Annotated in this window: 19 protein-coding genes and 1 pseudogene; 7 read left to right on the plus strand and 13 right to left on the minus strand. The window is 71.5% G+C overall.

The annotated features are described in order from the left end of the window. Nucleotides 1-61: 61 nt before the first annotated feature. On the plus strand, nt 62-2,773 hold the full coding sequence (gene ppdK / locus IE136_RS30460; protein ID WP_189601912.1) for a pyruvate, phosphate dikinase: 2,712 nt from the start codon (nt 62-64) through the stop codon (nt 2,771-2,773). Nucleotides 2,774-3,335: 562 nt separating this feature from the next. Further along, nucleotides 3,336-4,376, plus strand: coding sequence for an ArsR/SmtB family transcription factor (locus tag IE136_RS30465; RefSeq protein WP_189601913.1), 1,041 nt, complete (start codon nt 3,336-3,338; stop codon nt 4,374-4,376). On the opposite strand, the gene IE136_RS30470 is transcribed toward IE136_RS30465, so the two are convergent. Next, the gene (locus IE136_RS30470) at nt 4,346-5,506 is read right to left on the minus strand and encodes a PhoX family protein (protein ID WP_158987104.1); all 1,161 of its coding nucleotides are present in this window, start codon (nt 5,504-5,506) and stop codon (nt 4,346-4,348) included. The two genes, IE136_RS30465 and IE136_RS30470, sit on opposite strands and share 31 nt — an antisense overlap. A 222-nt stretch (nt 5,507-5,728) precedes the next feature. On the opposite strand from IE136_RS30470, the gene IE136_RS30475 reads away from it, so the two are divergent. Beyond that, complete coding sequence (locus tag IE136_RS30475) at nt 5,729-7,027, plus strand: hypothetical protein (RefSeq protein WP_158987102.1); 1,299 nt, start codon at nt 5,729-5,731, stop codon at nt 7,025-7,027. A gap of 68 nt (nt 7,028-7,095) precedes the next feature. On the opposite strand, the gene IE136_RS30480 is transcribed toward IE136_RS30475, so the two are convergent. After that, complete coding sequence (locus IE136_RS30480; protein ID WP_189601914.1) at nt 7,096-7,674, minus strand: hypothetical protein; 579 nt, start codon at nt 7,672-7,674, stop codon at nt 7,096-7,098. Nucleotides 7,675-7,836: 162 nt separating this feature from the next. On the opposite strand from IE136_RS30480, the gene IE136_RS30485 reads away from it, so the two are divergent. Next, nucleotides 7,837-8,247 carry a VOC family protein gene (locus tag IE136_RS30485; protein WP_158987098.1) on the plus strand — a complete coding sequence of 137 codons (411 nt, stop codon included), beginning with the start codon at nt 7,837-7,839 and terminating at the stop codon, nt 8,245-8,247. A 27-nt stretch (nt 8,248-8,274) separates the two neighbouring features. Here the strand turns inward: IE136_RS30485 and IE136_RS30490 are convergent, their stop codons facing one another. From IE136_RS30490 to IE136_RS30515, 6 genes are all read right to left on the minus strand, one after another. After that, nucleotides 8,275-9,036 (minus strand): SDR family NAD(P)-dependent oxidoreductase, encoded by a 762-nt coding sequence (locus tag IE136_RS30490; protein ID WP_189601915.1) that lies wholly within the window; start codon nt 9,034-9,036, stop codon nt 8,275-8,277. Nucleotides 9,037-9,081: 45 nt separating this feature from the next. Then, nucleotides 9,082-9,390 carry a hypothetical protein gene (locus tag IE136_RS30495; protein ID WP_229819307.1) on the minus strand — a complete coding sequence of 103 codons (309 nt, stop codon included), beginning with the start codon at nt 9,388-9,390 and terminating at the stop codon, nt 9,082-9,084. A gap of 314 nt (nt 9,391-9,704) precedes the next feature. Beyond that, a complete protein-coding gene (locus IE136_RS30500; protein WP_189601916.1) occupies nt 9,705-10,289 on the minus strand; it encodes a TetR/AcrR family transcriptional regulator in 585 nt (194 codons plus the stop codon). A 73-nt stretch (nt 10,290-10,362) separates the two neighbouring features. Continuing rightward, nucleotides 10,363-10,689 carry a nitrite reductase small subunit NirD gene (gene nirD, locus IE136_RS30505; protein WP_189601917.1) on the minus strand — a complete coding sequence of 109 codons (327 nt, stop codon included), beginning with the start codon at nt 10,687-10,689 and terminating at the stop codon, nt 10,363-10,365. 4 nt (nt 10,690-10,693) lie between these two features. After that, nucleotides 10,694-13,234, minus strand: coding sequence for a nitrite reductase large subunit NirB (gene nirB / locus IE136_RS30510; protein WP_189601918.1), 2,541 nt, complete (start codon nt 13,232-13,234; stop codon nt 10,694-10,696). Between the two features lies 1 nt (nt 13,235). Then, on the minus strand, nt 13,236-14,603 hold the full coding sequence (locus IE136_RS30515) for an NAD(P)/FAD-dependent oxidoreductase (protein WP_189601919.1): 1,368 nt from the start codon (nt 14,601-14,603) through the stop codon (nt 13,236-13,238). A gap of 217 nt (nt 14,604-14,820) precedes the next feature. On the opposite strand from IE136_RS30515, the gene IE136_RS30520 reads away from it, so the two are divergent. Further along, nucleotides 14,821-15,603, plus strand: a complete 783-nt coding sequence (locus tag IE136_RS30520) for a TSUP family transporter (RefSeq protein ID WP_189601920.1) — start codon at nt 14,821-14,823, stop codon at nt 15,601-15,603. A gap of 13 nt (nt 15,604-15,616) precedes the next feature. Here IE136_RS30520 and IE136_RS30525 read toward each other — a convergent pair whose 3' ends face one another. From IE136_RS30525 to IE136_RS30545, 5 genes are all read right to left on the minus strand, one after another. Continuing rightward, nucleotides 15,617-16,267 (minus strand): class F sortase, encoded by a 651-nt coding sequence (locus IE136_RS30525; RefSeq protein ID WP_506417212.1) that lies wholly within the window; start codon nt 16,265-16,267, stop codon nt 15,617-15,619. A 64-nt stretch (nt 16,268-16,331) separates the two neighbouring features. Then, nucleotides 16,332-16,838, minus strand: coding sequence for a GVDTG sorting domain-containing protein (locus IE136_RS30530; protein ID WP_189601921.1), 507 nt, complete (start codon nt 16,836-16,838; stop codon nt 16,332-16,334). A gap of 283 nt (nt 16,839-17,121) precedes the next feature. After that, nucleotides 17,122-17,529, minus strand: a complete 408-nt coding sequence (locus tag IE136_RS30535) for a hypothetical protein (protein ID WP_158987080.1) — start codon at nt 17,527-17,529, stop codon at nt 17,122-17,124. After that, nucleotides 17,526-19,244, minus strand: a complete 1,719-nt coding sequence (locus IE136_RS30540) for a right-handed parallel beta-helix repeat-containing protein (RefSeq protein ID WP_229819309.1) — start codon at nt 19,242-19,244, stop codon at nt 17,526-17,528. Before IE136_RS30540 ends, IE136_RS30535 begins: the two co-directional genes overlap by 4 nt. Before the next feature lie 194 nt (nt 19,245-19,438). Continuing rightward, nucleotides 19,439-20,218 (minus strand): aminotransferase class IV, encoded by a 780-nt coding sequence (locus tag IE136_RS30545; protein ID WP_158987078.1) that lies wholly within the window; start codon nt 20,216-20,218, stop codon nt 19,439-19,441. Nucleotides 20,219-20,312: 94 nt separating this feature from the next. On the opposite strand from IE136_RS30545, the gene IE136_RS30550 reads away from it, so the two are divergent. After that, nucleotides 20,313-20,924, plus strand: coding sequence for an NADPH-dependent FMN reductase (locus IE136_RS30550; RefSeq protein ID WP_229819313.1), 612 nt, complete (start codon nt 20,313-20,315; stop codon nt 20,922-20,924). 12 nt (nt 20,925-20,936) lie between these two features. Then, nucleotides 20,937-21,144, plus strand: a pseudogene (locus tag IE136_RS36120) (ABC transporter ATP-binding protein); the annotation flags it as partial.

The raw sequence follows: 21,144 nt of genomic DNA on the forward strand, positions 1-21,144 counted from the left end.
TTCGATCTGGGTATGTTCCTCGCCGTCAGGGCAGCCACCGAGCCTCGAGGAGTCGAGACCCGTGTCGGAAAACAAAGATCAGAAGTTCGTGTACGACTTCACCGAGGGCAACAGGGACCTGAAGGACCTGCTCGGTGGCAAGGGCGCGAACCTGGCCGAGATGACCAACCTCGGCCTGCCGGTTCCTCCCGGGTTCACGATCACCACCGAGGCGTGCAAGGTCTACCTCGAGAGCGGCTCCGAGCCGGTCGAGCTCCGCGACGAGGTCACCGCGCACCTCGACGCGCTCGAGCAGAAGATGGGCAAGAAGCTCGGCCAGGCCGACAACCCGCTGCTCGTCTCGGTCCGCTCCGGTGCCAAGTTCTCCATGCCCGGCATGATGGACACGGTGCTGAACATCGGCCTCTCCGACGAGTCGGTCACCGGTCTCGCCGCCCAGGCCGGCGACGAGCGCTTCGCCTGGGACTCGTACCGCCGCCTCATCCAGATGTTCGGCAAGACCGTCCTCGGCGTCGACGGCGAGCTCTTCGAGGAGGCCCTCGAAGAGGCCAAGGCCGCCAAGAAGGTCACCGTCGACACCGACCTCGACGCCGCCGACCTCAAGAAGCTCGTCAAGCACTTCAAGAAGATCGTGAAGGCCCAGGCCGGCCGCGACTTCCCGCAGGACCCGCGCGAGCAGATGGACCTGGCCATCGAGGCGGTCTTCAACTCCTGGAACACCGACCGCGCCAAGCTCTACCGTCGCCAGGAGCGCATCCCGCACGACCTGGGCACCGCGGTCAACGTCTGCTCCATGGTCTTCGGCAACCTCGGCCCGGACTCCGGCACCGGCGTCGCCTTCACCCGCGACCCCGCCTCCGGCCACCAGGGCGTCTACGGCGACTACCTGCAGAACGCGCAGGGCGAGGACGTCGTCGCGGGTATCCGCAACACCGTGCCGCTCGCCGAGCTGGAGTCGATCGACAAGGCGTCGTACGACCAGCTGATGCAGATCATGGAGACGCTGGAGGTCCACTACAAGGACCTCTGCGACATCGAGTTCACGATCGAGCGCGGCCAGCTGTGGATGCTGCAGACCCGTGTCGGCAAGCGCACCGCCGGTGCCGCGTTCCGCATCGCCACGCAGCTCGTGGACCAGGGCCTGATCGACGAGGCCGAGGCGCTCCAGCGCGTCAACGGCGCCCAGCTCGCGCAGCTGATGTTCCCCAAGTTCGACGAGGACGCCAAGGTCGAGCAGATCGGGCGCGGCATCGCCGCCTCCCCGGGCGCCGCGGTCGGCAAGGCGGTCTTCGACTCGTACACGGCCGTCAAGTGGTCGCGCTCCGGCGAGAAGGTCATCCTGATCCGCCGTGAGACCAACCCGGACGACCTGGACGGCATGATCGCCGCCGAGGGCATCCTGACCTCGCGCGGCGGCAAGACCTCGCACGCCGCCGTCGTCGCCCGCGGCATGGGCAAGACCTGTGTCTGCGGCGCCGAGGAGCTCGAGGTCGACACCAAGCGCCGCCGGATGACCACCGCCTCCGGCGTGGTCGTCGAGGAGGGCGACGTCGTCTCCATCGACGGCTCCACCGGCAAGGTGTACCTCGGTGAGGTCCCCGTCGTGCCGTCCCCGGTCGTCGAGTACTTCGAGGGCCGGATGCACGCCGGCGCCGACGACGCCGACGAGCTGGTCGGCGCCGTCCACCGGATCATGGCCTACGCGGACCGCGTCCGCCGGCTGCGGGTCCGCGCCAACGCGGACAACGCCGAGGACGCGCTGCGCGCCCGCCGCTTCGGCGCCCAGGGCATCGGCCTGTGCCGCACCGAGCACATGTTCCTCGGCGAGCGCCGCGAGATGGTCGAGAAGCTGATCCTCGCCGACACCGACGAGGAGCGCGAGGAGGCCCTGGCGGCCCTGCTCCCGCTGCAGCAGAAGGACTTCGTCGAGCTGTTCGAGGCCATGGACGGCCTGCCCGTCACGGTCCGGCTCCTCGACCCGCCGCTGCACGAGTTCCTGCCCGACATCACCGAGCTGTCGGTACGCGTCGCTCTCGCCGAGGCCCGCAAGGAGCCGCACGAGAACGAGCTGCGGCTGCTCCAGGCCGTGCACCGGCTGCACGAGCAGAACCCGATGCTGGGTCTGCGCGGTGTCCGCCTGGGCCTGGTCATCCCCGGCCTGTTCACCATGCAGGTCCGCGCGATCGCCGAGGCCGCGGCCCAGCGCATCGAGGCGAAGGGCGACCCGCGCGCCGAGATCATGATCCCGCTCGTCGGCACCGTCCAGGAGCTGGAGCTCGTCCGCGACGAGGCCGAGCAGGTCATCGCCGAGGTCCAGGCGAAGACCGGCGTGGAGCTGAAGCTCGCGCTCGGCACCATGATCGAGCTGCCGCGTGCCGCCGTGACCGCCGGTCAGATCGCCGAGGCCGCCGAGTTCTTCTCCTTCGGCACCAACGACCTCACCCAGACGGTGTGGGGCTTCTCCCGCGACGACGTGGAGGCCTCGTTCTTCACCGCGTACCTGGAGAAGGGCATCTTCGGGGTCTCCCCGTTCGAGACCATCGACAAGGACGGCGTCGGCGCGCTGGTCCGCAGCGCCGTCGAGGCCGGCCGGGCCACCCGCCCGGACATCAAGCTCGGCGTCTGCGGCGAGCACGGCGGCGACCCCGAGTCGGTGCACTTCTTCCACGAGGTCGGCCTGGACTACGTCTCCTGCTCGCCGTTCCGGATCCCGGTGGCGCGTCTGGAGGCGGGCCGCGCGGCGGCCGAGTCGAGCGGCAGCGACAGCCGCTGAACCAGCGGTCGGGGCGGTGGTGACCGCCGCTGAACCAGCGTTCAGTAGCAAAGATCACCGGATCCGCCGTCGGTCAACCCAACCCTCACCGGCGGGCGGCGGATCCGGGCGCAAGAGAGACGGGGCGGACACCTTGTGCGGAGGTGTCCGCCCCGTCGTATTTCGTCCGCCCCGTGATGTTGCTCAAATGTGAGTTCATGTTCAATCACGGCCGCTCGAATTATTGGCCGTTGAACTTTCCGCGTTGAACTTTCCACGATTCATCTAGCAAAGAACGGGACGGGCGCGGCCCCCGGATCCCCACCCGGTGACCGCGCCCATTACCCATGCCGGGCAAGTGAGCCGCAACCCTCGCCGACCGCCGCCGGACGCGCAAAGCCCCCCACGGTCTTCGCCACGTCACCTCGGTCCTGAAGGTTTCCTGCCCGACACGCACAGCTTTTCGGTTCCGGCCGGTTCCCCGCGATGCTTTTCAAGTGTGGCTGAAACACCCTGGTAACGTCCTGTGATGGTGTGCATACTCGTTGACGGGGGTGGTTGCGAGTGCACAGGTGGGGGTTCAATGCTGCGGATTCATTTCACCGCAAACGACTTGGCCGGGGTCCGGATGGCCGCCCGGCCCGACGTTCTGTGGGAAACGATTCTCAGTTTTCATCGCTTAAGGGACCGGCGCGGGTCGGTCGTCTACGGAGAATGGCGCTCGGAGGCCCGCACACGGCTCAACGGTGAGACCCGGCTGCTTGCCGCCCTGGTCCCCAGCCGCGGCTATTTCCCGGACTTCCTGACCCCCGCGGAGGGGCTCCAAGGCCTCGACGAGGGACTGGAGGCGGTCCGCGCGACCCCGCAGGCCCGGCTCCGCAGGGAGCTGGCGCTGCTGGGCGCCCACCGGGCCGGCGGCCGCACGGTGCCCCACTCGCTGCGCGTGCTCGCCGAGGGCGGCGCGGAACCGTTCAGCCGGCTCCTCGGGGCCCTGCGCAGCTACCACCGGGCCGCCATCGAGCCGTACTGGCCCCACATCCGGGCCCGGGTCGAGGCCGAGCGGGCGCTGCGCGGCCGGGCACTGCTCGACGGTGGCGCGGACGAACTCCTCGCCTCCCTGCCGCCGATGCTGCGCTGGCGCGCCCCCGTCCTGGAGGCCGACTATCCCGTCGACCGCGACCTCCACCTCGACGGCAGGGGGCTGCTGCTCCAGCCCTCGTACTTCTGCCGCGGCGCCCCGGTCGTCCTGCGCGACCCCACGCTGCCGCCCGTCCTCGTCTACCCGACCACCCATTGCGAGGCGCCGACCGTCCACGAGCCGGGCGGGTCCTCCCTCGCCAAGCTCGTCGGCAACACGCGCTCGGCTGTCCTGCACGCCATCGGCGACGGCGGCACCACCAGCGAACTGGCCCGCAGGGCCGGGGTGTCGCTCGCCTCGGCCAGCCAGCACGCGGGAGTCCTGCGCGAGGCGGGACTCGTCGCCACGCTGCGGCACGGCAACGCGGTCCTGCACACACTGACGCCCTTGGGTGCCGCCCTGCTCGGCGGCGCCCAAGGGGTCGCGGGGCACTCACGGGCCCGGGTGGAGCGTCTCTACGCGCGGAACGGACCCGTCACCTCATAGGTGATGCCGCCCGAGGAGCTGCCGGTCGTGCCCCGCTGGCTGGAGAAGTACAGCCGGCGGCCGTCGGGAGAGAAGGCCGGTCCGCAGATCTCGGAACCGGACTGGCCGCTGATCCGGAGGAACGGCGCGACGACGTCGTCCGGCGTGATGACGCAGATCTCCATGTTGCCGCCGTCCTCGGCGACGAACAGGTCGCCCGAGGAGGAGCCGGTGACGTTGTCGACACCGGTCAGCGGCGCGCCGCCGCCGACCACGAGCGAGTCGTCGTAGGCCAGCTCGTAGGTGTTGTCGAGGAGGTTGAGCTGCCAGAGGCGGTTGTCGCCCTTGGTGGTGAACCAGACGGTGTCGTTGGCGTAGTGACAGCCCTCGCCGCCGCTGAACCGCTTGGCACCCGAGACCTGGTCGCGGGTGTACGTCGGGGAGCCGTCCGGGTCCGGCACGGTGGCCCAGGTGAAGGAGCCGGAGGTCGCGGTGCCGGCCCGCAGGACCTGGAGCGTGCCGGAGGAGAGGTTGCCCCAGGTGGTGGGGACGAACCGGTAGAGGCAGCCGTTGGTCTCGTCCTCGGTCAGGTAGATCACCTTGCGGACGGGGTCGGCGGCGGCGGCCTCGTGCTTGAACCTGCCCATGGCGTCACGGCGGACGGCCGCGTTCACGCCGTACGGGTCGGTCTCGTAGACGTAGCCGAGGCTGACCTCCTCGCAGGAGAGCCAGGTGTTCCACGGCGTCTTGCCGCCCGCGCAGTTGGTGCGGGTGTTGGAGAGGATGCGGTACGCGCCGGTGATGGCGCCGGTCGAGCTGAACTTCACCGCGCTCGCGCCGCCGCCGGGGTTGATCTCCGAGTTGGAGACGTAGATCCAACCGGTGCCGTCGGTGAAGCAGGCGCCGCCGTCGGGTGCGTTGTGCCAGGTGTACGAGGTGCTGCCGACCTTCTGGCCGGACCGGGCGATGACCCGGCTGCTGAATCCGCTCGGCAGCAGGATGCCGTTGGCGTCGGCGGTGCCGAGGGCCCCGTAGGGACCCGCGCCGGGCTGGGCGGGCGCCGCGTAGGCGGCCCCGCGCATCAGGGTGCCGCCGAAGGCGGCGGCCGACGTACCGATGACAGCTCCGCGCAGGAAACTGCGTCGCTCCACGTCTCACTCCAGAGGGGGTGGTGGTGACCGCCCCACCGCACCGGTCGGCGGCGGGGTCGCGCGCTTCCGGAACCTAGAAGTACGGAGTTGACTGTGCAGCAACATCCGATGAAGGGGAAGCGTCGGGTCGCGGTCGGGGCACGACCGCGGAGACACCCCCTGTCCTTCCTCCCGCCACGGCCTGGGGAGATGCGCTCGGGACGCCGCGCCTAGGCTGCTGCCATGACACAGACACGACACACAAGCTGGCGGGTTCGGATGGCCGTCCTCGGCTCCGCGCTCGCCACCCTCGCCGGCAGCCTCGCGGTCGTCGGGGCGGGAGCGGGCGAGGCGCAGGCGGCGATGCCCTTCGGGCAGCTAGACCCGGCCGCCGTATCGGAATTCAAGCTCTATGCCGGCACCACCTTCGCCGACAACGACAAGGCCATCACGGCCGTCGAGGCCCAGGGGGCCGTCACCGTCCAGAACTCCACCCAGGTCCTCACCTCCGGCGGCCGCACCGGCATCAACAACCTGTGCCACACGACCGGGCTGGCCACCGGTCTCAGCCCCGCCGGCTTCTGCTGGGACAAGGGCGACGACACCTCCAACTCGTGGACGGACACGGGCGGCTGGACTCCGCAGGGCATCACCGGCTCGTACGACGCCCAGCCCGACGGCAAGGTGGACGGGCGCACGGCCTTCCTCGCCTCCTGGCACTTCAGCCGGGGAATGCAGGGCCCCAGCCCCGTGCCCAACGAGTTCGCCCGGGTCAGCCTCGTCAACGCCGAGGGCGGGCAGATCCGCTACAACCACCTGCTGCTGGTCAAGCCGACCGTCGACGCGAACGGCAAGGGCAGTTTCACGCGCGTCAGCAGCCATGCGGACGGCGTGGTCTGGTACGGCAACCGGGTCTTCGTCGCCAACGGGCGCTGGCTCCAGGTCTACGACCTCCGGCACATCTGGAAGGTCAACTCCAGCACCGAGGCGGTCGGCATCTCCGGCACCACGTCCTCGGCCCGCTGGAGCAACTACGCCCTGCCGATGATCGGCGAGTACGTCACCACCAGCGACGGCGGCGCCTGCTCGACCACCACCGGCGACCGCCCCTGCCTCAACTCCCTCAGCCTCGACCGTTCCGGTCAGGACGGACTGGTCTCGGCCGAGTTCAAGCGGGGCGCGGCGGGCGGCCGGGTCATCCGCTGGGCGCTCGACGCCAACTCGGCCCTGCCCTACGGGCACGCGACCGTCGGATACTCCTCCCCGATCTGGGGCATGCAGGGCGCGGCGACCGACGGCACCGACTACTACCTCGCGGGCGACTGCCCCTCGGGGGTCGGCGGAGGCTCGGGAGACCCGGCCGGCGCACCCTTCTCCTGCATCCACAAGGCACGTCCCGACGCGGCGCCGCACGTCCTGACGACCTCTCCGGTCTACACGCAGAACCTCGGGTACGCGCCGTCCACCGGCCGGATCTGGGGACTCAACGAGAGGATCAACTCCACGAACGGCGTCAGGGTGGTGTTCTCCATCAACCGCTGAGCCGGCAGCGCGACCGGGTCGGCCGAGCCTTTGTGGTGAGCTCGTGAGCCCAGCCCCGAGCAGGACCCTCAGCCGGGGGACTCGCCCGACTCGAGCAGCGCCTTGAGGGCGGCGAGCCGCTCGCGCCAGAACTCCTTGTACGCCGCGACCGCGTCCGCGTCCGGGAGTCTGGTGTGGCCGAGGCCGACCTGGGTCCTGCCCGCTTCCTTCGGTGTCAGGTAGACCGCGATCCGGCTCGCCCCGCCGTCCCAGTCCGCCGTCAGAGACTTCCCCGGCCGGTGGGCGCGTACCTCCAGCTCTCCTTCCGGGAGCCAGCGGCGGCGCAGCTCCTCGTCGGCGAAGGCGGCCGTGCAGCGGGCGGCCGGGGCGTTCACCGTCTTGCTCGCGCTCAGCTGCCAGTCGCCGGCGGAGGACTGGCCGACCTCGCGCATGCCGCGCTCCTGCTCGTAGCCGACGGTGATCGACTGTGCGTGCCAGCCGCTCACGCTCTCGGCCTCGACCAGATGCCGGGCGATCTCGGTGTGGCCGCGGCCCGTCGCACCCCAGGCGTCGAGCAGGGCGAACCAGTCGGCCCAGCCCTTGCCGGTCGCGTCGGCGAGCGCCTCGTCCGAGAGCTTCTCGATGATCCTCTTGCCTGCGGGGCTCATGGTTCGACGCTAGCCGGATCCGGCCCACCCGGCCGCCCGGCGTCCGGGAGGTCCTTCGAAAAAAGACTCCGGCGCGGCGATGAGTTTCCGGACGGCGCCCCGTCTTAACTCTCGTAAGCGCCGATACGGCCGGTACGCACGAGACGGAAGAGAGAGACCCCGATGAACCAGATGATCTTCGTGAACCTGCCCGTGAAGGACCTCGAGACCTCGAAGACCTTCTGGGGCAAGCTCGGCTACTCCTTCAACCCGCAGTTCTCCGACGACGCCGGCGCGTGTCTGGTCATCAGCGACACGATCTTCGCGATGTTGCTGACCGAGGCGAAGTTCAAGGAGTTCACCAAGCCGGGCAAGGAGATCGCCGACGCGACGAAGACGACCGAGGTGCTGATCGCGCTGAGCGCCGAGAGCCGCGAGAAGGTCGACGAGCTGGCGGACGGGGCCCTCGCCGCCGGCGGATCGGCGGCGAAGGAGCCCCTGGACTACGGCACCATGTACGGCCGCTCCTTCACCGACCCGGACGGCCACCACTGGGAGGTCATGTGGATGGACCCCGCCGCCGTCCAGGGCTGAGCCCATCGACCGGTCACGGCTGACCGGTCACGCCGAGACGCCTCCGTCGATCACGAGGTCCGTACCGACGGCCGATCCGGCGTCGTCCGAGGCGAGGTAGAGCACGGCCGCCGCGATCTCGGAGGCCGTCGAGATCCGGCCGAGCGGTGACTGCTCCTTCATCCGCACCTCCCGCTCGGCCTCGGTCTCACCGGGCAGCAGCGACATCGTCGAATCCGACGCGCCGGGGCTGACCGCGTTGATCCGGACCCCGTCGGCGATGTGGTCCCGCGCGGCGGCCCGGGTGATCGCGGAGACGGCGGCCTTGGAGACCTGGTAGCCGAAGACGCCGGGGACGCGGACGTGCGGTCCCAGGTTGGACGAGATGTTGACGATCGCGCCGCCGCCGTGCGCCCGCATGTGGCCGATCTCGGCCTGCAGGGAGTGCAGGACGCCCGTGACGTTGATGTCCAGGAGCGTCTGCCAGTCCTCCAGCGGGAAGTCGGCGGCGGAGTGGCCGCCCCGGAAGACCCCCGCGTTGTTCACGGCGACGTCGAGGCCGCCGAAGAGTTCGACCGTGCGCCGGACGAGCCGCCGGGTGTCCTCCGCGCGGGACACGTCGGCGACCACGGCGGCGGCGGTGCCGCCGGCGGCCTCGATCAGGGACACCGTCTCGTCGAGGGCGGTGGCGCCCCGCCCCGAGACGACCACCTGCGCGCCCTCGGCGGCGAAGGCGAGCGCGACGGCCCGGCCGAGACCGCTTCCGGCGCCGGTGACGAGGACGGTCTTGTGCGTGAAGCGTGCGGACATGTGGTGCCGACTCCCTCTGCGATGAAGCGCGATCACTTCGTGTGGTTACTTGACCCGGGTGGTGAGCGCGGCCAGGGCGGCGAAGCCGACGGCCGTCGCGGCAGGCGACGAGGCGTCGCCGCCGAGCGTGAGGAGGGCGGCGAAGAGGACCGTGGGCCGCAGCTCCATCGCCGTGTCGAGGACGCCGCCCGCGAGCCCCGGCCGGTGCGGCGGTACGCCGTCGTTGGCCGGCGCCGCGGCCCCGGCGAAGGAGGCGGCGGCGGCCGGGAGCAGGAGCAGGCCGGGCAGCAGGCCGCACGAGAGCGGGTTTCCCGTCGTGGCGCCGAGGACGGAGAGCCCGCCCCGGGTCGCCATCGCCCCGCCGTACGCCGCCGGTTCGGGGAAGGGGCCGCGGAGCACCGCCCTGGCGGCGGGAGCGACGAGTGCCGCGCCGAACCCCTGGGCGGACCGGGCGGGCGTGAACGGTGACGGGGTGTCGCCCGCTCCCCGGCCCGCTCCCCGGCCCGCACTCCGGCCCGGTCTCGGTCCCGCCTCCGTGCGCGGCCTCCGGCCCCGCGTACGCGCCGCGTCCCCAGTTCGGCATCACCCACCCCCGATCTTGACCGTACGTTCCAATATCTGGGCCGAAAGAAAGGGCGCCACATGGCGCCCCTTTCGGCCGTGATCCCTCAGTCCAGCAGGGTCAGTGCCTGCTCCGCCGCGTCGCGGACCCTGGCCGGGTCGCTCGACGCCTTGCCGACCAGGCGGATGCCCTGCAGCAGCACGAGCAGCATCCGTGCCAGCGCCCGCGGGTCACGGTCCGCCGGCAGCTCCCCCTGGGCCCGCGCCCGGACGAGGGCCGAGTGGAGCAGGGTCTCGACCTGCTCCCAGCTCAGCTCGACCCGCTGGGCGACCGCGGTGTCGTGCGGCCCCAGCTCGGCCGCCGTGTTGGTGATGAAACACCCGGCCAGCCGGACCTCGTCCGACGCCGCCTCGGCGGCGAACCGGCGCACCACGGACCGTACGGCCGCCAAGGCGCTGTCCGGTTCGGAGAGTTCCGCGGTCAGGACGGGGTGGTTCGCCCCGCTGTAGCGTTCCATCGCCTTCATGTACAGCGCGTGCTTGTTGCCGAAGGTGGCGTAGATGCTGGCGCGGCCGATCCCGAGGTGCTCGACGAGGTCCGACATCGTCGTCGCCTCGTAGCCGCGCCTCCAGAACAGCTCGAGCGCTGCCTGGAGCGCGGCGTCCGGATCGAATTCCTTGGTCCTGGCCACGCTCTGACCCTATGGTCATCTGGAACGTACGGTCAAGAACGCTCGGTGGGGACGTACGGTCAGGAACCTCTGCTCACACGGTCCGCACCGGATACACCGTCACCGAGACCTCCTCGTCGTCCAGGCACTTGCCCGTCTCCAGGTCGAAGCGCTGCTTGAGCAGCGGCGAGGCCACGAACGGCCGCCCGCCCGCCGACCCCAGCAGCCCGCGGGACAGCACCTGGGCCCCGGTGAAGGGATCGCGGTTCTCGATCGCGTACGCGCGCCCCGACCGGTCCTTGAACAGTGCCGCCTGCCGGCCGTCCGGCAGCAGCGCCGCTACCCCCCGGCCCGGCGTCAGCCGGGAATCCTCGCAGATCGTCATCCAGGCGTCGGGCGACGGAGACAGTTCGAGCTTCATGGCTTCAGACCCTTTCCAGGCGGGTTCCGATGGTGAGGACCGTCAGGTCCGGCTTGATCTGGTCGCGCTCGGGCACGAACTTCACCGACGGGTCCGGCGCGTCCGGCGCGTTCACGAACGACACGAAACGGCGCAGCCGGTCGGGGTCGTCCAGGGTCTGCGCCCACTCGTCCTGGTAGTCGTCGACGTGCGCCGCCATCAGCGCCTCCAGCTCGTCGCAGAGTCCCAGCGAGTCGTGCACGACCACGTCCTTGAGGTGCTCGAGGCCGCCCTCCAGGCGCTCGAGCCAGGTCGAGGTGCGCTCGAGGCGGTCGGCGGTACGGATGTAGAACATCAGGAACCGGTCGATCAGCCGCACCAGTTCGGCGTCCGACAGGTCCTGGGCCAGCAGGTCGGCGTGGCGCGGGGTCGCGCCGCCGTTGCCGCCGACGTACAGGTTCCAGCCGCTCGCCGTCGCGATGACGCCGAAGTCCTTCGACTGGGCCTCCGCGCACTCCCGCGCGCAGCCGGAGACGGCCGACTTGAGCTTGTGCGGGGAGCGCAGGCCCCGGTAGCGCAGCTCCAGCTGGATCGCCATCTTCACCGAGTCCTGGACGCCGTAGCGGCACCAGGTCTGGCCCACACAGGACTTCACCGTGCGCAGCGACTTCCCGTACGCGTGCCCCGACTCGAAGCCCGCGTCGACGAGCCGCGTCCAGATCGCCGGAAGCTGGTCGACCCGGGCACCGAACAGGTCGATCCGCTGGCCGCCCGTGATCTTGGTGTAGAGCCCGAAGTCGCGGGCCACCTCCCCGATCACGATCAGCTTCTCCGGGGTGATCTCACCGCCCGGGATGCGGGGGACGACCGAGTACGAGCCGTTGCGCTGCAGATTCGCCAGGAAGTGGTCGTTGGTGTCCTGCAGCGAGGCCTGCTCGCCGTCCAGGATGTAGCCGCTCGCCTTGATGACGGGCGCGAGGCTCGCCAGGATCGATCCGACCGTCGGCTTGCACACCTCACAGCCGTCGCCGCCGCGCGCCTCCGGCCGCCCGTGCGAGTCGATCAGCTCGGCGAAGGAGGTCAGCCGCAGAGTGCGGGTGATCTCGTAGAGCTCGCTTCGGGTGTACGAGAAGCAGCCGCAGAGCCCTTTGTCGGTGGCCGCCGGCAGCAGCTGGCCGATCACCTTCAGGCAACTGCCGCAGCCGGTGCCCGCCTTGGTGCACTTCTTCACCTCGGGCAGCGACGTGCACTGGCTGATCGCGTGCTTGGTGACGTTGTGGCAGGAGCAGATCACCGCGTCGTCGGGCAACGAGGACGGGCCCAGCGCGACCGGCGCGCCCGCGCCTGCCGGCAGCACCAGCTGCTCGGGGGAGACCGGCGGCACGGAGCCGGTGAGCGGCCGCAGCATGCCGTACGAGTCGGCGTCGCCGACCAGCACACCGCCGAGCAGCACGCCGTCCCGGTCGACCACGAGCTTCTTGTAGACACCGGAGCGCGAGTCCGAGTAGACGACGTCGAGGCAGCCCTCGGCCGTGCCGTGCGCGTCGCCGAAGGAGGCCACGTCCACGCCGAGCAGCTTCAGCTTGGTCGACATGTCGGCACCCGTGAAGGAGTGCTCCTCGGCCGAGGCGATCGTCGCCGCCGCCGTCTGCGCCATCTCGTAACCGGGCGCCACCAGGCCGTACACCCGGCCGTCCGAGGCCAGGGCGCACTCACCGATCGCGAAGACGGCGGGGTCGGAGGTACGGCACTGCTCGTCGACCGCGATGCCGCCCCGCTCGCCGACGGCCAGACCGCAGTCGCGCGCGAGCTGGTCCCGGGGCCGTACGCCGGCCGAGAAGACCACCATGTCGACGGGGAGGTCGGAGCCGTCCGAAAGGCGCATGCCGGTCACCGCGCCGTCCGTGGTCAGGACCTCCTGCGTACCCGTACCGGTGTGGACGCTCAGCCCCATCTGCTCGATCGTGCGCAGCAGCGCCGCGCCACCGCCCTCGTCGACCTGCACGGGCATCAGCCGCGGCGCGAACTCCACGACGTGCGTCCGCAGGCCGAGGCCCTTGAGCGCGCCCGCCGCCTCCAGACCCAGCAGACCGCCGCCGACGACCGCGCCGGTCGTCGCGGTCTTCGCGTACTCCTCGATCGCCAGCAGGTCCTCGATGGTCCGGTAGACGAAACAGCCGCGCGCGTCCTTGCCGGGGACCGGCGGGACGAAGGGGTACGAGCCGGTGGCCAGGACCAGCGTGTCGTACGCGAAGACCTGCCCGGATCGGGCGGTGACCGTGCGGGCCTCGCGGTCGATCGTCTCGGCCGGGTCGCCGACGTACAGCTCGATGCCGTGCTTGGCCATGAAGCCGTCCTCGACCATCGACAGGTCGTCGGGGGTACGGCCGGAGAAGTAGGAGGTCAGCTGGACACGGTCGTAGGCGGGGCGGGGCTCCTCGCAGAGCACCACGACGCGCGCCCGCTCGGTGACGCCGCGGTCCGCGAGCGCCTCCAGGAAGCGCTGGCCGACCATTCCGTGGCCGACCAGGACGACGGTGGGGGTGTGCGTGGGCGTGGTCGACATCTCAGGAGCCTCCGTCATGGGTGAGCAGGTGAAGCAGGGGAGCGTGCGGGAGGGCCTCGTCGCCCTCCCAGGCCCGGGCGAGCGCCCCGACCGCGGCGAGATCACCGAGCAGCACGCCGCCGACCAGACGGTCGCCGCGGACGACGACCTTGCGGTAGGCGCGGCGGGTGGCGTCGGTCAGCTGGACGACGTCGTCGCCCGGCTGGGCGGTGGCCTCGCCGAAGGAGGCGAGGTCGAGGGAGACGGGCCCGCCGAGGGTGAGCCGGGTGAGTGCCCGGGTCCCGGTGTAGGCGGGGACGGGAGGGCGGGGCAGGTCGCCGCCGGGAGCACCGGGAGCGCCGTGAGTTCCAGGAGCCCCAGTGGTGCCGGAGGTGCTGGAGGCGCCGGGAGCGCCGAAGGCCCCGTTCGGCGTCCCGGGTCCGGCGCTCGTGGCACGGGCCGCGCCCGCCGGCTCGCCGGCTCCCGGGGTGTACGCCGAGGCGGCGCCCGTCAGGACGGTCGCCAGCGCGTCGGCCTGTTCCAGGGCCGGCCCTGCCAGTCCGTAGACCTGGCCGTCGTGCTCGGCGCAGTCGCCGATGGCGTGGATGTAAGGATCGGAGGTCCGCAGCTCGTCGTCGACGACGATCCCCCTGCGGACGTCGAGACCGGCGTCCCGGGCGAGGCCGACGCGCGGCCGGACCCCGCAGGCCAGGACCACGACCTGGGCGTCGAGTACGAAACCGTCCGCCAGCTCGACGGCCGTCACCGCCCCGTCCTCCTGACGCAGACCGCTGACCCGGCACTCGGTGTGCACCTCGACGCCGAGGGACTCCACATGCTCGCGGAGCAGCGCCGAGGCCTGTGTGTCGAGCTGCCGTTCCATCAGGCGCTCACCCTGCTGGGTCAGCACCACCTCGGCGCCGAGCGCGGCCAGCGCGCGGGCCGCGGAGACCCCGAGCAGCCCGCCGCCGATGACGACCGCGCGGATTCCGGGCCGGACGAGCGCCCGCAGCTCCATGCAGTCGTCGAGGGTACGGAACGGGTGGACGCCCGCCGGCAGCTGGGAACCGCGCAGCCCGCGCAGCGGCGGCAGCACCGGGTTGGAGCCGGTCGCCAGGACCAGACGGTCGTAGCCGACCGCCGTGCCGTCCTCGCACTCCACGATCCGGGCGGCGCGGTCGATGCGCACCGCCCGCACACCGCGCCGCACCGGCTCCTGGGGAGCCGGCAGCGCGATCACCTCGGGCGCGTACCGCCCGGCGAGGACGTCCGCGAGCAGCACCCTGTTGTACGGTGCGTGCGGCTCTTCGCCGAGGAGGGTGACGGGCAGGCGCTGGGCGAGCCGGACGCCCGCCGTTCCGCCTCCGACCACCACGATCCGTGTACTCATGTCTCGAAGAGTGCGGTGCGGGTGTTTCCCGACGGCATCCCGTCTGTTTCCCGTACGGAACGCTGACCTCAGATCCGGTTCGCACGCGCTGTGAGGCGCGCGGCTCCCGTGTACCGCCACCGCCACCGCCCCAAGCCGAGACGCAAAGCTCAGACGTAGCTCAAAGACCGCGGGGATCGATGGACCTCACACCCATCTCCTCCCTAGGCTCGCGATCATGCCCGACATCTCCCTGACCACGCTCGTCCTGCTCTGCGTCGCCGCGCTCGTCGCGGGCTGGATCGACGCCGTGGTCGGCGGTGGAGGACTGCTTCTGCTGCCCGCGCTGCTGCTCGGCCTTCCGCAGGTGCCGGCCGCCCAGATCCTCGGCACCAACAAGGCCGTCGCGATCGTCGGCACGTCCGGCGCCGCCGTCACCTATGTACGCAAGGCGCCCGTGCATGTGAAGACGGCGGTACGGATCGGGCTCGCGGCCCTCGCCGGTTCCATGGGCGGCGCCTTCTTCGCCGCCGGGATCAGCAGCGACGTCCTGCGGCCCGTGATCATGGTGGTGCTGCTCGGCGTGGCGGCGTTCGTCATGCTGCACCCGTCCTTCGGCACGCGGGCGGAGGCGGACCGGGTCCCGGCGACCCGGGCCCGGATCGTCGCCGCGATCGTGCTCGTCGGCGGGGGGATCGGCTTCTACGACGGCCTCTTCGGGCCGGGCACCGGAACGTTCCTGGTCCTCGCCCTCACCGCCGTACTCCACCTCGACCTGGTGACCGCCTCCGCCACCGCCAAGATCGTCAACGTGTGCACCAACGCGGGCGCGCTCGCGATGTTCGCCTACCAGGGCAGCGTGCTGTGGCAGCTGGCGGCGGTCATGGCTGTGTTCAACCTGGCCGGCGGGATGATCGGGGCGCGAATGGCGCTGAGCAGGGGCTCCGAGTTCGTGCGCGGGGTGCTGCTGTTCGTGGTCTTCTCACTGGTCGCGAAGCTCGCCTTCGACCAGTGGAGCTGACCGGTCGCCTTGGTCAGCGCACGCCGATGAGGTGGCCGAAGGCCACCACGTTGCCCCGGTAGCCGGTCTTCTCGGAGAACCCGCCACCGCAGGTGATCACCCGCAGCTCGGCCCGGTCCGCCTCGCCGTACACCTTCTCGTCCGGGAACCGCTCGTTGTCGTAGACCTCGACGGCGTCGACGGTGAAGACGGCGGTACGCCCGTCCTGGCGGTCCACCTCGATCCGGTTGCCCTTCTTGAGCGCGCCGAGCGCGTAGAAGACGGCGGGGCCCTGCGCGTTGTCGACATGGCCGGCGACGATGGCGGTGCCCTTGGCTCCGGGCGTCGTGCCGTCCTTGTACCAGCCCGCGATGTTGCGGTCCCCGGCCGGCGGCACGTCGAGCGTGTCGTTCCGGCCGAGGCCGAGCCGCATCATCGGCGTGTCGACGTCGATCTCGGGGATGCGCAGCCGGACCGGGGCGGAAGGCGGCAGCGGGTCGGCGGCGGCCTCTGTGTGCGCGTTCGGCCCGGCGGCGAACGCCTCCGCGGCGGACGGGACCGGCGGCGTCACGTTCTCCGAGCCGTTCTGGACGAGCCAGAGGCCGACGCACGCGGCGGCGACTGTGCCCCAGCCCTTTCCTCTGCTGCTCACGGTCCTCCTCCGCGACGTGCGTGCGCGAAACATGCATGGCCCTGCCCCCGCCGGGCCTCGTGCGGGCGCGCGACGGGGGCAGGACGTGCGGTACCCCTCAGCGGCCCTGCGCGCCGCTCGCCCGGCGACGCAGGAGCCAGGTACCGCCGACGGCAGCCGCGGCCAGCACCGCCGCGCCCGCCGTGACCTGGGCGGTGTCGGGGCCGACGCTGCCCCCCACACCGGTCTGGACATGGCCGCTCGGGCCCTTGTGCTTGACGACCAGGTCGCCACGAGCGGTCTTGCCGTTGTCGCAGGCGACGCTGATGCCGTAGGTGCCGGGCCTGGCGTGCTGGGGGACGGTGAACTGGCCGACCACGACCTGCTTGTGCGTGCTCGGCCTCAGCTGGAAGTCGCCCGCGCCGAGGGACTGGGCGTCGCCGATGCCGTGGCCCCGCGAACCGCAGGCCAGCGTGTTGACGGTGACGATGGTGCCCGGCGTCGCGGTGGACGGGTAGACCTCGAGGGCCTCGGAGTTCCCGGCGTGGGCCGCCGGTGCGGCGAGGGCGCCGATGGAGACGACCGCCAGCGCGGTTCCGGTGAGCAGGCGGGCAGTGGTGCGCATGAGGATCCTCCGAAGCGGCGCGCGAGCGGTCTTCCTAGGACCGAGGTAATGGCCGGAGCGCGCCCGGCGCCTGCTGATGGAGGGTCAGAATTACGCCGTACGGTGCGGTGTGTCGCCTTGCGTCCCCCCTGTTTGCACAGGTCAGGCAGGGTTGCGTGGCGTCAGCAGGCATTCCGTGCCGAACGGGTGAAGGCCGGCGTGCCGTGGGGCACGCCGGGAGCGCGAGGGGGAGCTCGACGCGAACCGACCGGAGCCCGGGCGGCCCGGGCCCTCGGCGCGGCCGTCACACGGCGCCGGTCAGACCCTCGATCGCCCGGAGGGCCCACTCCTGCGCCCCCACCGTCGTCCCGGCCACCACGCCCGTCGCGACCGGGGCCAGCGCGCCCCTGAGCGCGGCCAGCGCGCGGCGCAGCCGGCCCTCCTCGGGAGGCTCCGGCCGCGTGATCGTCGCCATGACCTCACCGGCCGCGACCTCGGCGTCCTCGCGCTGCTCGTCGGGCAGGCCCGCCTGGGGGAGCTGGCGGAGCAGGTCCGCGACCAGCGCGGCGAGCGCCTCGTAGCCCGGGGCGACAGGGCTGTTGTTCTGTTGGTTCTGGGTGACCGTCTCGTTGTTCCAGGCGAACTGGTTGCGGGAGGCCGGACCGTTGAACACCGGCCCGTCGTAGTTGTTCACGCTCTGCGGGTCACTCATGTGCCGGGACCGTCCTCTGTCGTCTGCTGCTGGATGACGTTGTCGCTGTTCCACGAGAACTGGCTGTTGATGACTGTGCCGTTGACGACCGCTCCGTTGTAGTTGTTGATGATCGTCGGCGTCTGCTCGACCGTGCGGACGGTCTTGCGGACGACCGGCAGCGACGTGCGCAGTGAGACGAGCTCGACGCGGCCGTTGTGCAGGACGGCCGGCCCCTGTGTCCCGTTCACGGCGCAGTCCACCAGGCGGCCGGCGCTCTCGTCGGCGAAGGCGGCGCCGGCGCTCGCGCAGTCGGTGAACTCGCTGTTCGCGACGTCGAAGTAGCCGGATTCGCTTCCGGCGAGTCCGGTTCCCTCGGACCCGTTCACGACGAGGTTCCTCGCGAAGAGCTTCGCCTTGCCGGCCGCGGCGACCCCGCCGACGCTCACCGCTGTGACAGCGCAGTCGTGCAGGAACACCTGGGCTTCCTCGCCGGCGAAGAAGCCCACCACTCCCCGCTCCGCCTTCACGTCCCTGAGGGTGACCCTGGACTGGCCGAGCGCGGTCACCGCGGTTTCGATGTCACGGAACACCACGTCGGCGAGGTCGGCCGTCGTGCCGCCGTCACCCTTGGTGTCCAGGCCCAGAGTGCAGCGGTCCACCCGGACGTGCTTGAACACGCCCCCCGATCCGTTCCAGACCCGCAGCGCGGAGTTCGTCAGATTCTCGATCCCGATGCGGGTGAAGCGGCCTCTGGCGCCCTCGGTGACGGCGATGCCGACGTTACCTCCCGAGATGCGGCAGTCGTGGACCTCCGGAGCGCCCCCCTTGGTCGAGAACACCGAGACGTTGCCCGCGCCGACGACCTGGCAGTCCTCGAACCTGCCCCGGGCCGAGGTCTGGACGTTGATGCCGGTGTCGCGGCAGTCGGTCATCGCGCAGCCCCGCACCACCGGGTCGGCGCCGGTCGCGGCGGCGATCCCGTGCTGCGCGTCGGTGACGCGCGTGCGGTCCACGGTGCCGCGTGACTGCTCGGCGAACATGACTCCCTCGGCGTGCACGGCGGTGATCGCGCAGTCCGTCACGGCCAGCTCCGCCCGGGCGTCCGCCATGACGGCCGCGCTTCCGGTGCCGGTCAGCTCGCATCCGGTGACCTCGGCGCGGGCGTCGCTGACACGCACACCGTGGATCCTGCTGCCCTCGATCCGGCTGCTCCGGACCGCGACGTGGGCGCCCTCGATCACGGCGATCGCGTTGTCGGCGGCGTCGGTGAACCGGCACCGTTCGACGACTCCGGCAGAGCCGGAGAAGAGCGTCCTGCCGTGCAGGACCACGCTGTCCCGCAGGGTGACGGAGGTGTTCGGCCGCGCGTGCACGGCGACCGTGCCCGGCGCCCGGATCTCCGTGTGCTCGAGCGTGAGCGTCCCGGCGTGGCAGCCGACCACGTCGGCGTCGCGGCCGGTCAGCACGAGGCCGTGGACGTGGACGGACCCGAAGGTGTCCAGTACGGCCCCGCGGGGCCGGCCCACCACCACGGAGCCGGGGCCTTGGGCCGCCACCAGCTGGACCTCCCCCCGGACGGTGAGCTCCTCCTCGTAGCGGCCGGGCGCGATCTCGATCAGAGCTGCCCGGCCCCGTGCGGCGGCGGCGCGGAGGGCGGACGAGATGTCGGGGTGGGCGCGACGGCCGCCGCGCGGAGAGACGACGTACTTCACGACCACTCCGGGCACCCCCATGCCGCTCGTCCGGAGCCGTCGATGCTACCCGAGCGGGCGAACGGCGGCTCCCGCGCGTTCAGTTGCCGGCCGTTCCTCGCCTGGAGCCCGTTCCCTGGAACTCGTGCCCGGCGCACGTTCCCGGTGGTCCCCAGGCCGTGTCCGTGAAGTCCCGCCTGCCCTGCGGGCAGACGGCGCTACTTTCCGGACCCGACCTAGAGCGCGTCCCAGGGCGCCGAGTCCCGCGCCGCGTACACCCGGTCCATCAGCTTCCCGTCCACCTCGAACGCCACCCCGTCGATCCCGGCCACCGGGGAGATCCCCCGGGAGTTCGCCACGAAGGCCGCCCGGAACCCCGGCAGGTCCGCCAGCGTGACCCGGCGGCGCGTCGACTCCAGGCGGGAGGCCAGCAGGGTCATCGTGACGCCGTGCAGGCAGGGAGCCGACGGCCAGATCAGGGAAGTGCCGTCCCAGAAGGCGATGTTGGTGACCGCGCCCTCCGCGATCTCGCCGTCGGAGGACGTCAGGAGGGCCTCGTCGAAGCCCTCGCGCCGGACCGCTTCCCCGAAGTAGGTCTGGCCGAAGCCGCCCAGGTGCTTGATGTGCGGCGCGGGACGCCAGTAGGGCACGGACTTCAGCCGCCATGGCGCCGGGACATGCGTGTACGGCTCCCGCAGGGTCACCGCGGTCCTGGTCGTCCGGGCGCCGCCGGCGACGTCCGGGTAGACGTACACCCGCGCCGCCGCGTCCCGCCGGCCCGCCGACTCCAGGGCGCCGCGCAGCAGGGAACGGACGCGCTCCCCGTCGAGGCCTTCGCCGAACAGCTCCCGGTTGGCGCGGTCGAGCCGGGCGAGATGCAGGTCAAGGCCCTGGACCCGGCCCTCGCGCACCTGCGCGGCGGTGAAGTGGCCGTAACCGGTCATGAGGCTCTCCAGCAGGGCCGGGTCGGCCGCGGGGGAGCCGTCGATCTCGATGTACGGGGGCGGTGTCGTCATGCCCTCACCGTAAGCCGGAAGACCGACGCTTGACCTCAACCATAGTTGAGGTAGAACGATCTCCGGCATGGACATCACGAACGCCACGAACGCCATGGATTCCGCGGACTCCGCGCAGCCGACGGCCGCCACGCCGCTCAGGCTCGCGGTCGTCGTCGCCAGCAACCGCGAGGGCCGCTTCGGCCCCGTCATCGCCGACTGGTTCCTCGGGCAGGCAGCCCAGCGCGACGACTTCACCGTCGACGTGGTCGACCTCGCCGAGATCGACCTGCCCACCTCCCTCTCGTACCAGCCCTCCGCCACCGTCCGCGCCGAACTCGCCAAGGTCACCCCGGTCCTGGCCGCCGCGGACGCCTTCGTCGTCCTCACCCCCGAGTACAACCACTCCTTCCCCGCCTCCCTCAAGTCCCTCATCGACTGGCATTACTCCGAATGGCAGGCCAAGCCCGTCGGCTTCGTCTCGTACGGGGGGATGGCCGGCGGACTGCGCGCGGTCGAGCAACTGCGCCAGGTCTACGCCGAGATGCACGCCGTCACCGTCCGCGACACCGTCTCCTTCCACAACGCGCACGGCCACTTCGACGAGAGCGGGCGGCACAAGGACCCCACGGGCCCCGACGCCGCCGCCAAGTCGATGCTCGACCAGGTCGCCTGGTGGGCACGCGCCCTCCGCGACGCCAAGTCCACCCGCCCGTACGCGGCTTGAGGGGCGCGGACCATGCTTCTCGGACTCGTCGCCGGACGGCTGCGGCCCTACCGGCGCACCCTGGCCCTCGTCGTCCTCCTCCAGCTCGTCCAGTCCCTCGCCTCGCTCGCCCTGCCCACCCTCAACGCCGACGTCATCGACAACGGCGTCCTGCGCGGCGACACCGCCCGGGTGCTGACCGGCGGCGGCCTGATGGCCGCGGTCACCCTCCTCCAGGCGG

The sequence above is a fragment of the Streptomyces lateritius genome (assembly GCF_014649715.1).
Lineage (GTDB): Bacteria > Actinomycetota > Actinomycetes > Streptomycetales > Streptomycetaceae > Streptomyces > Streptomyces lateritius.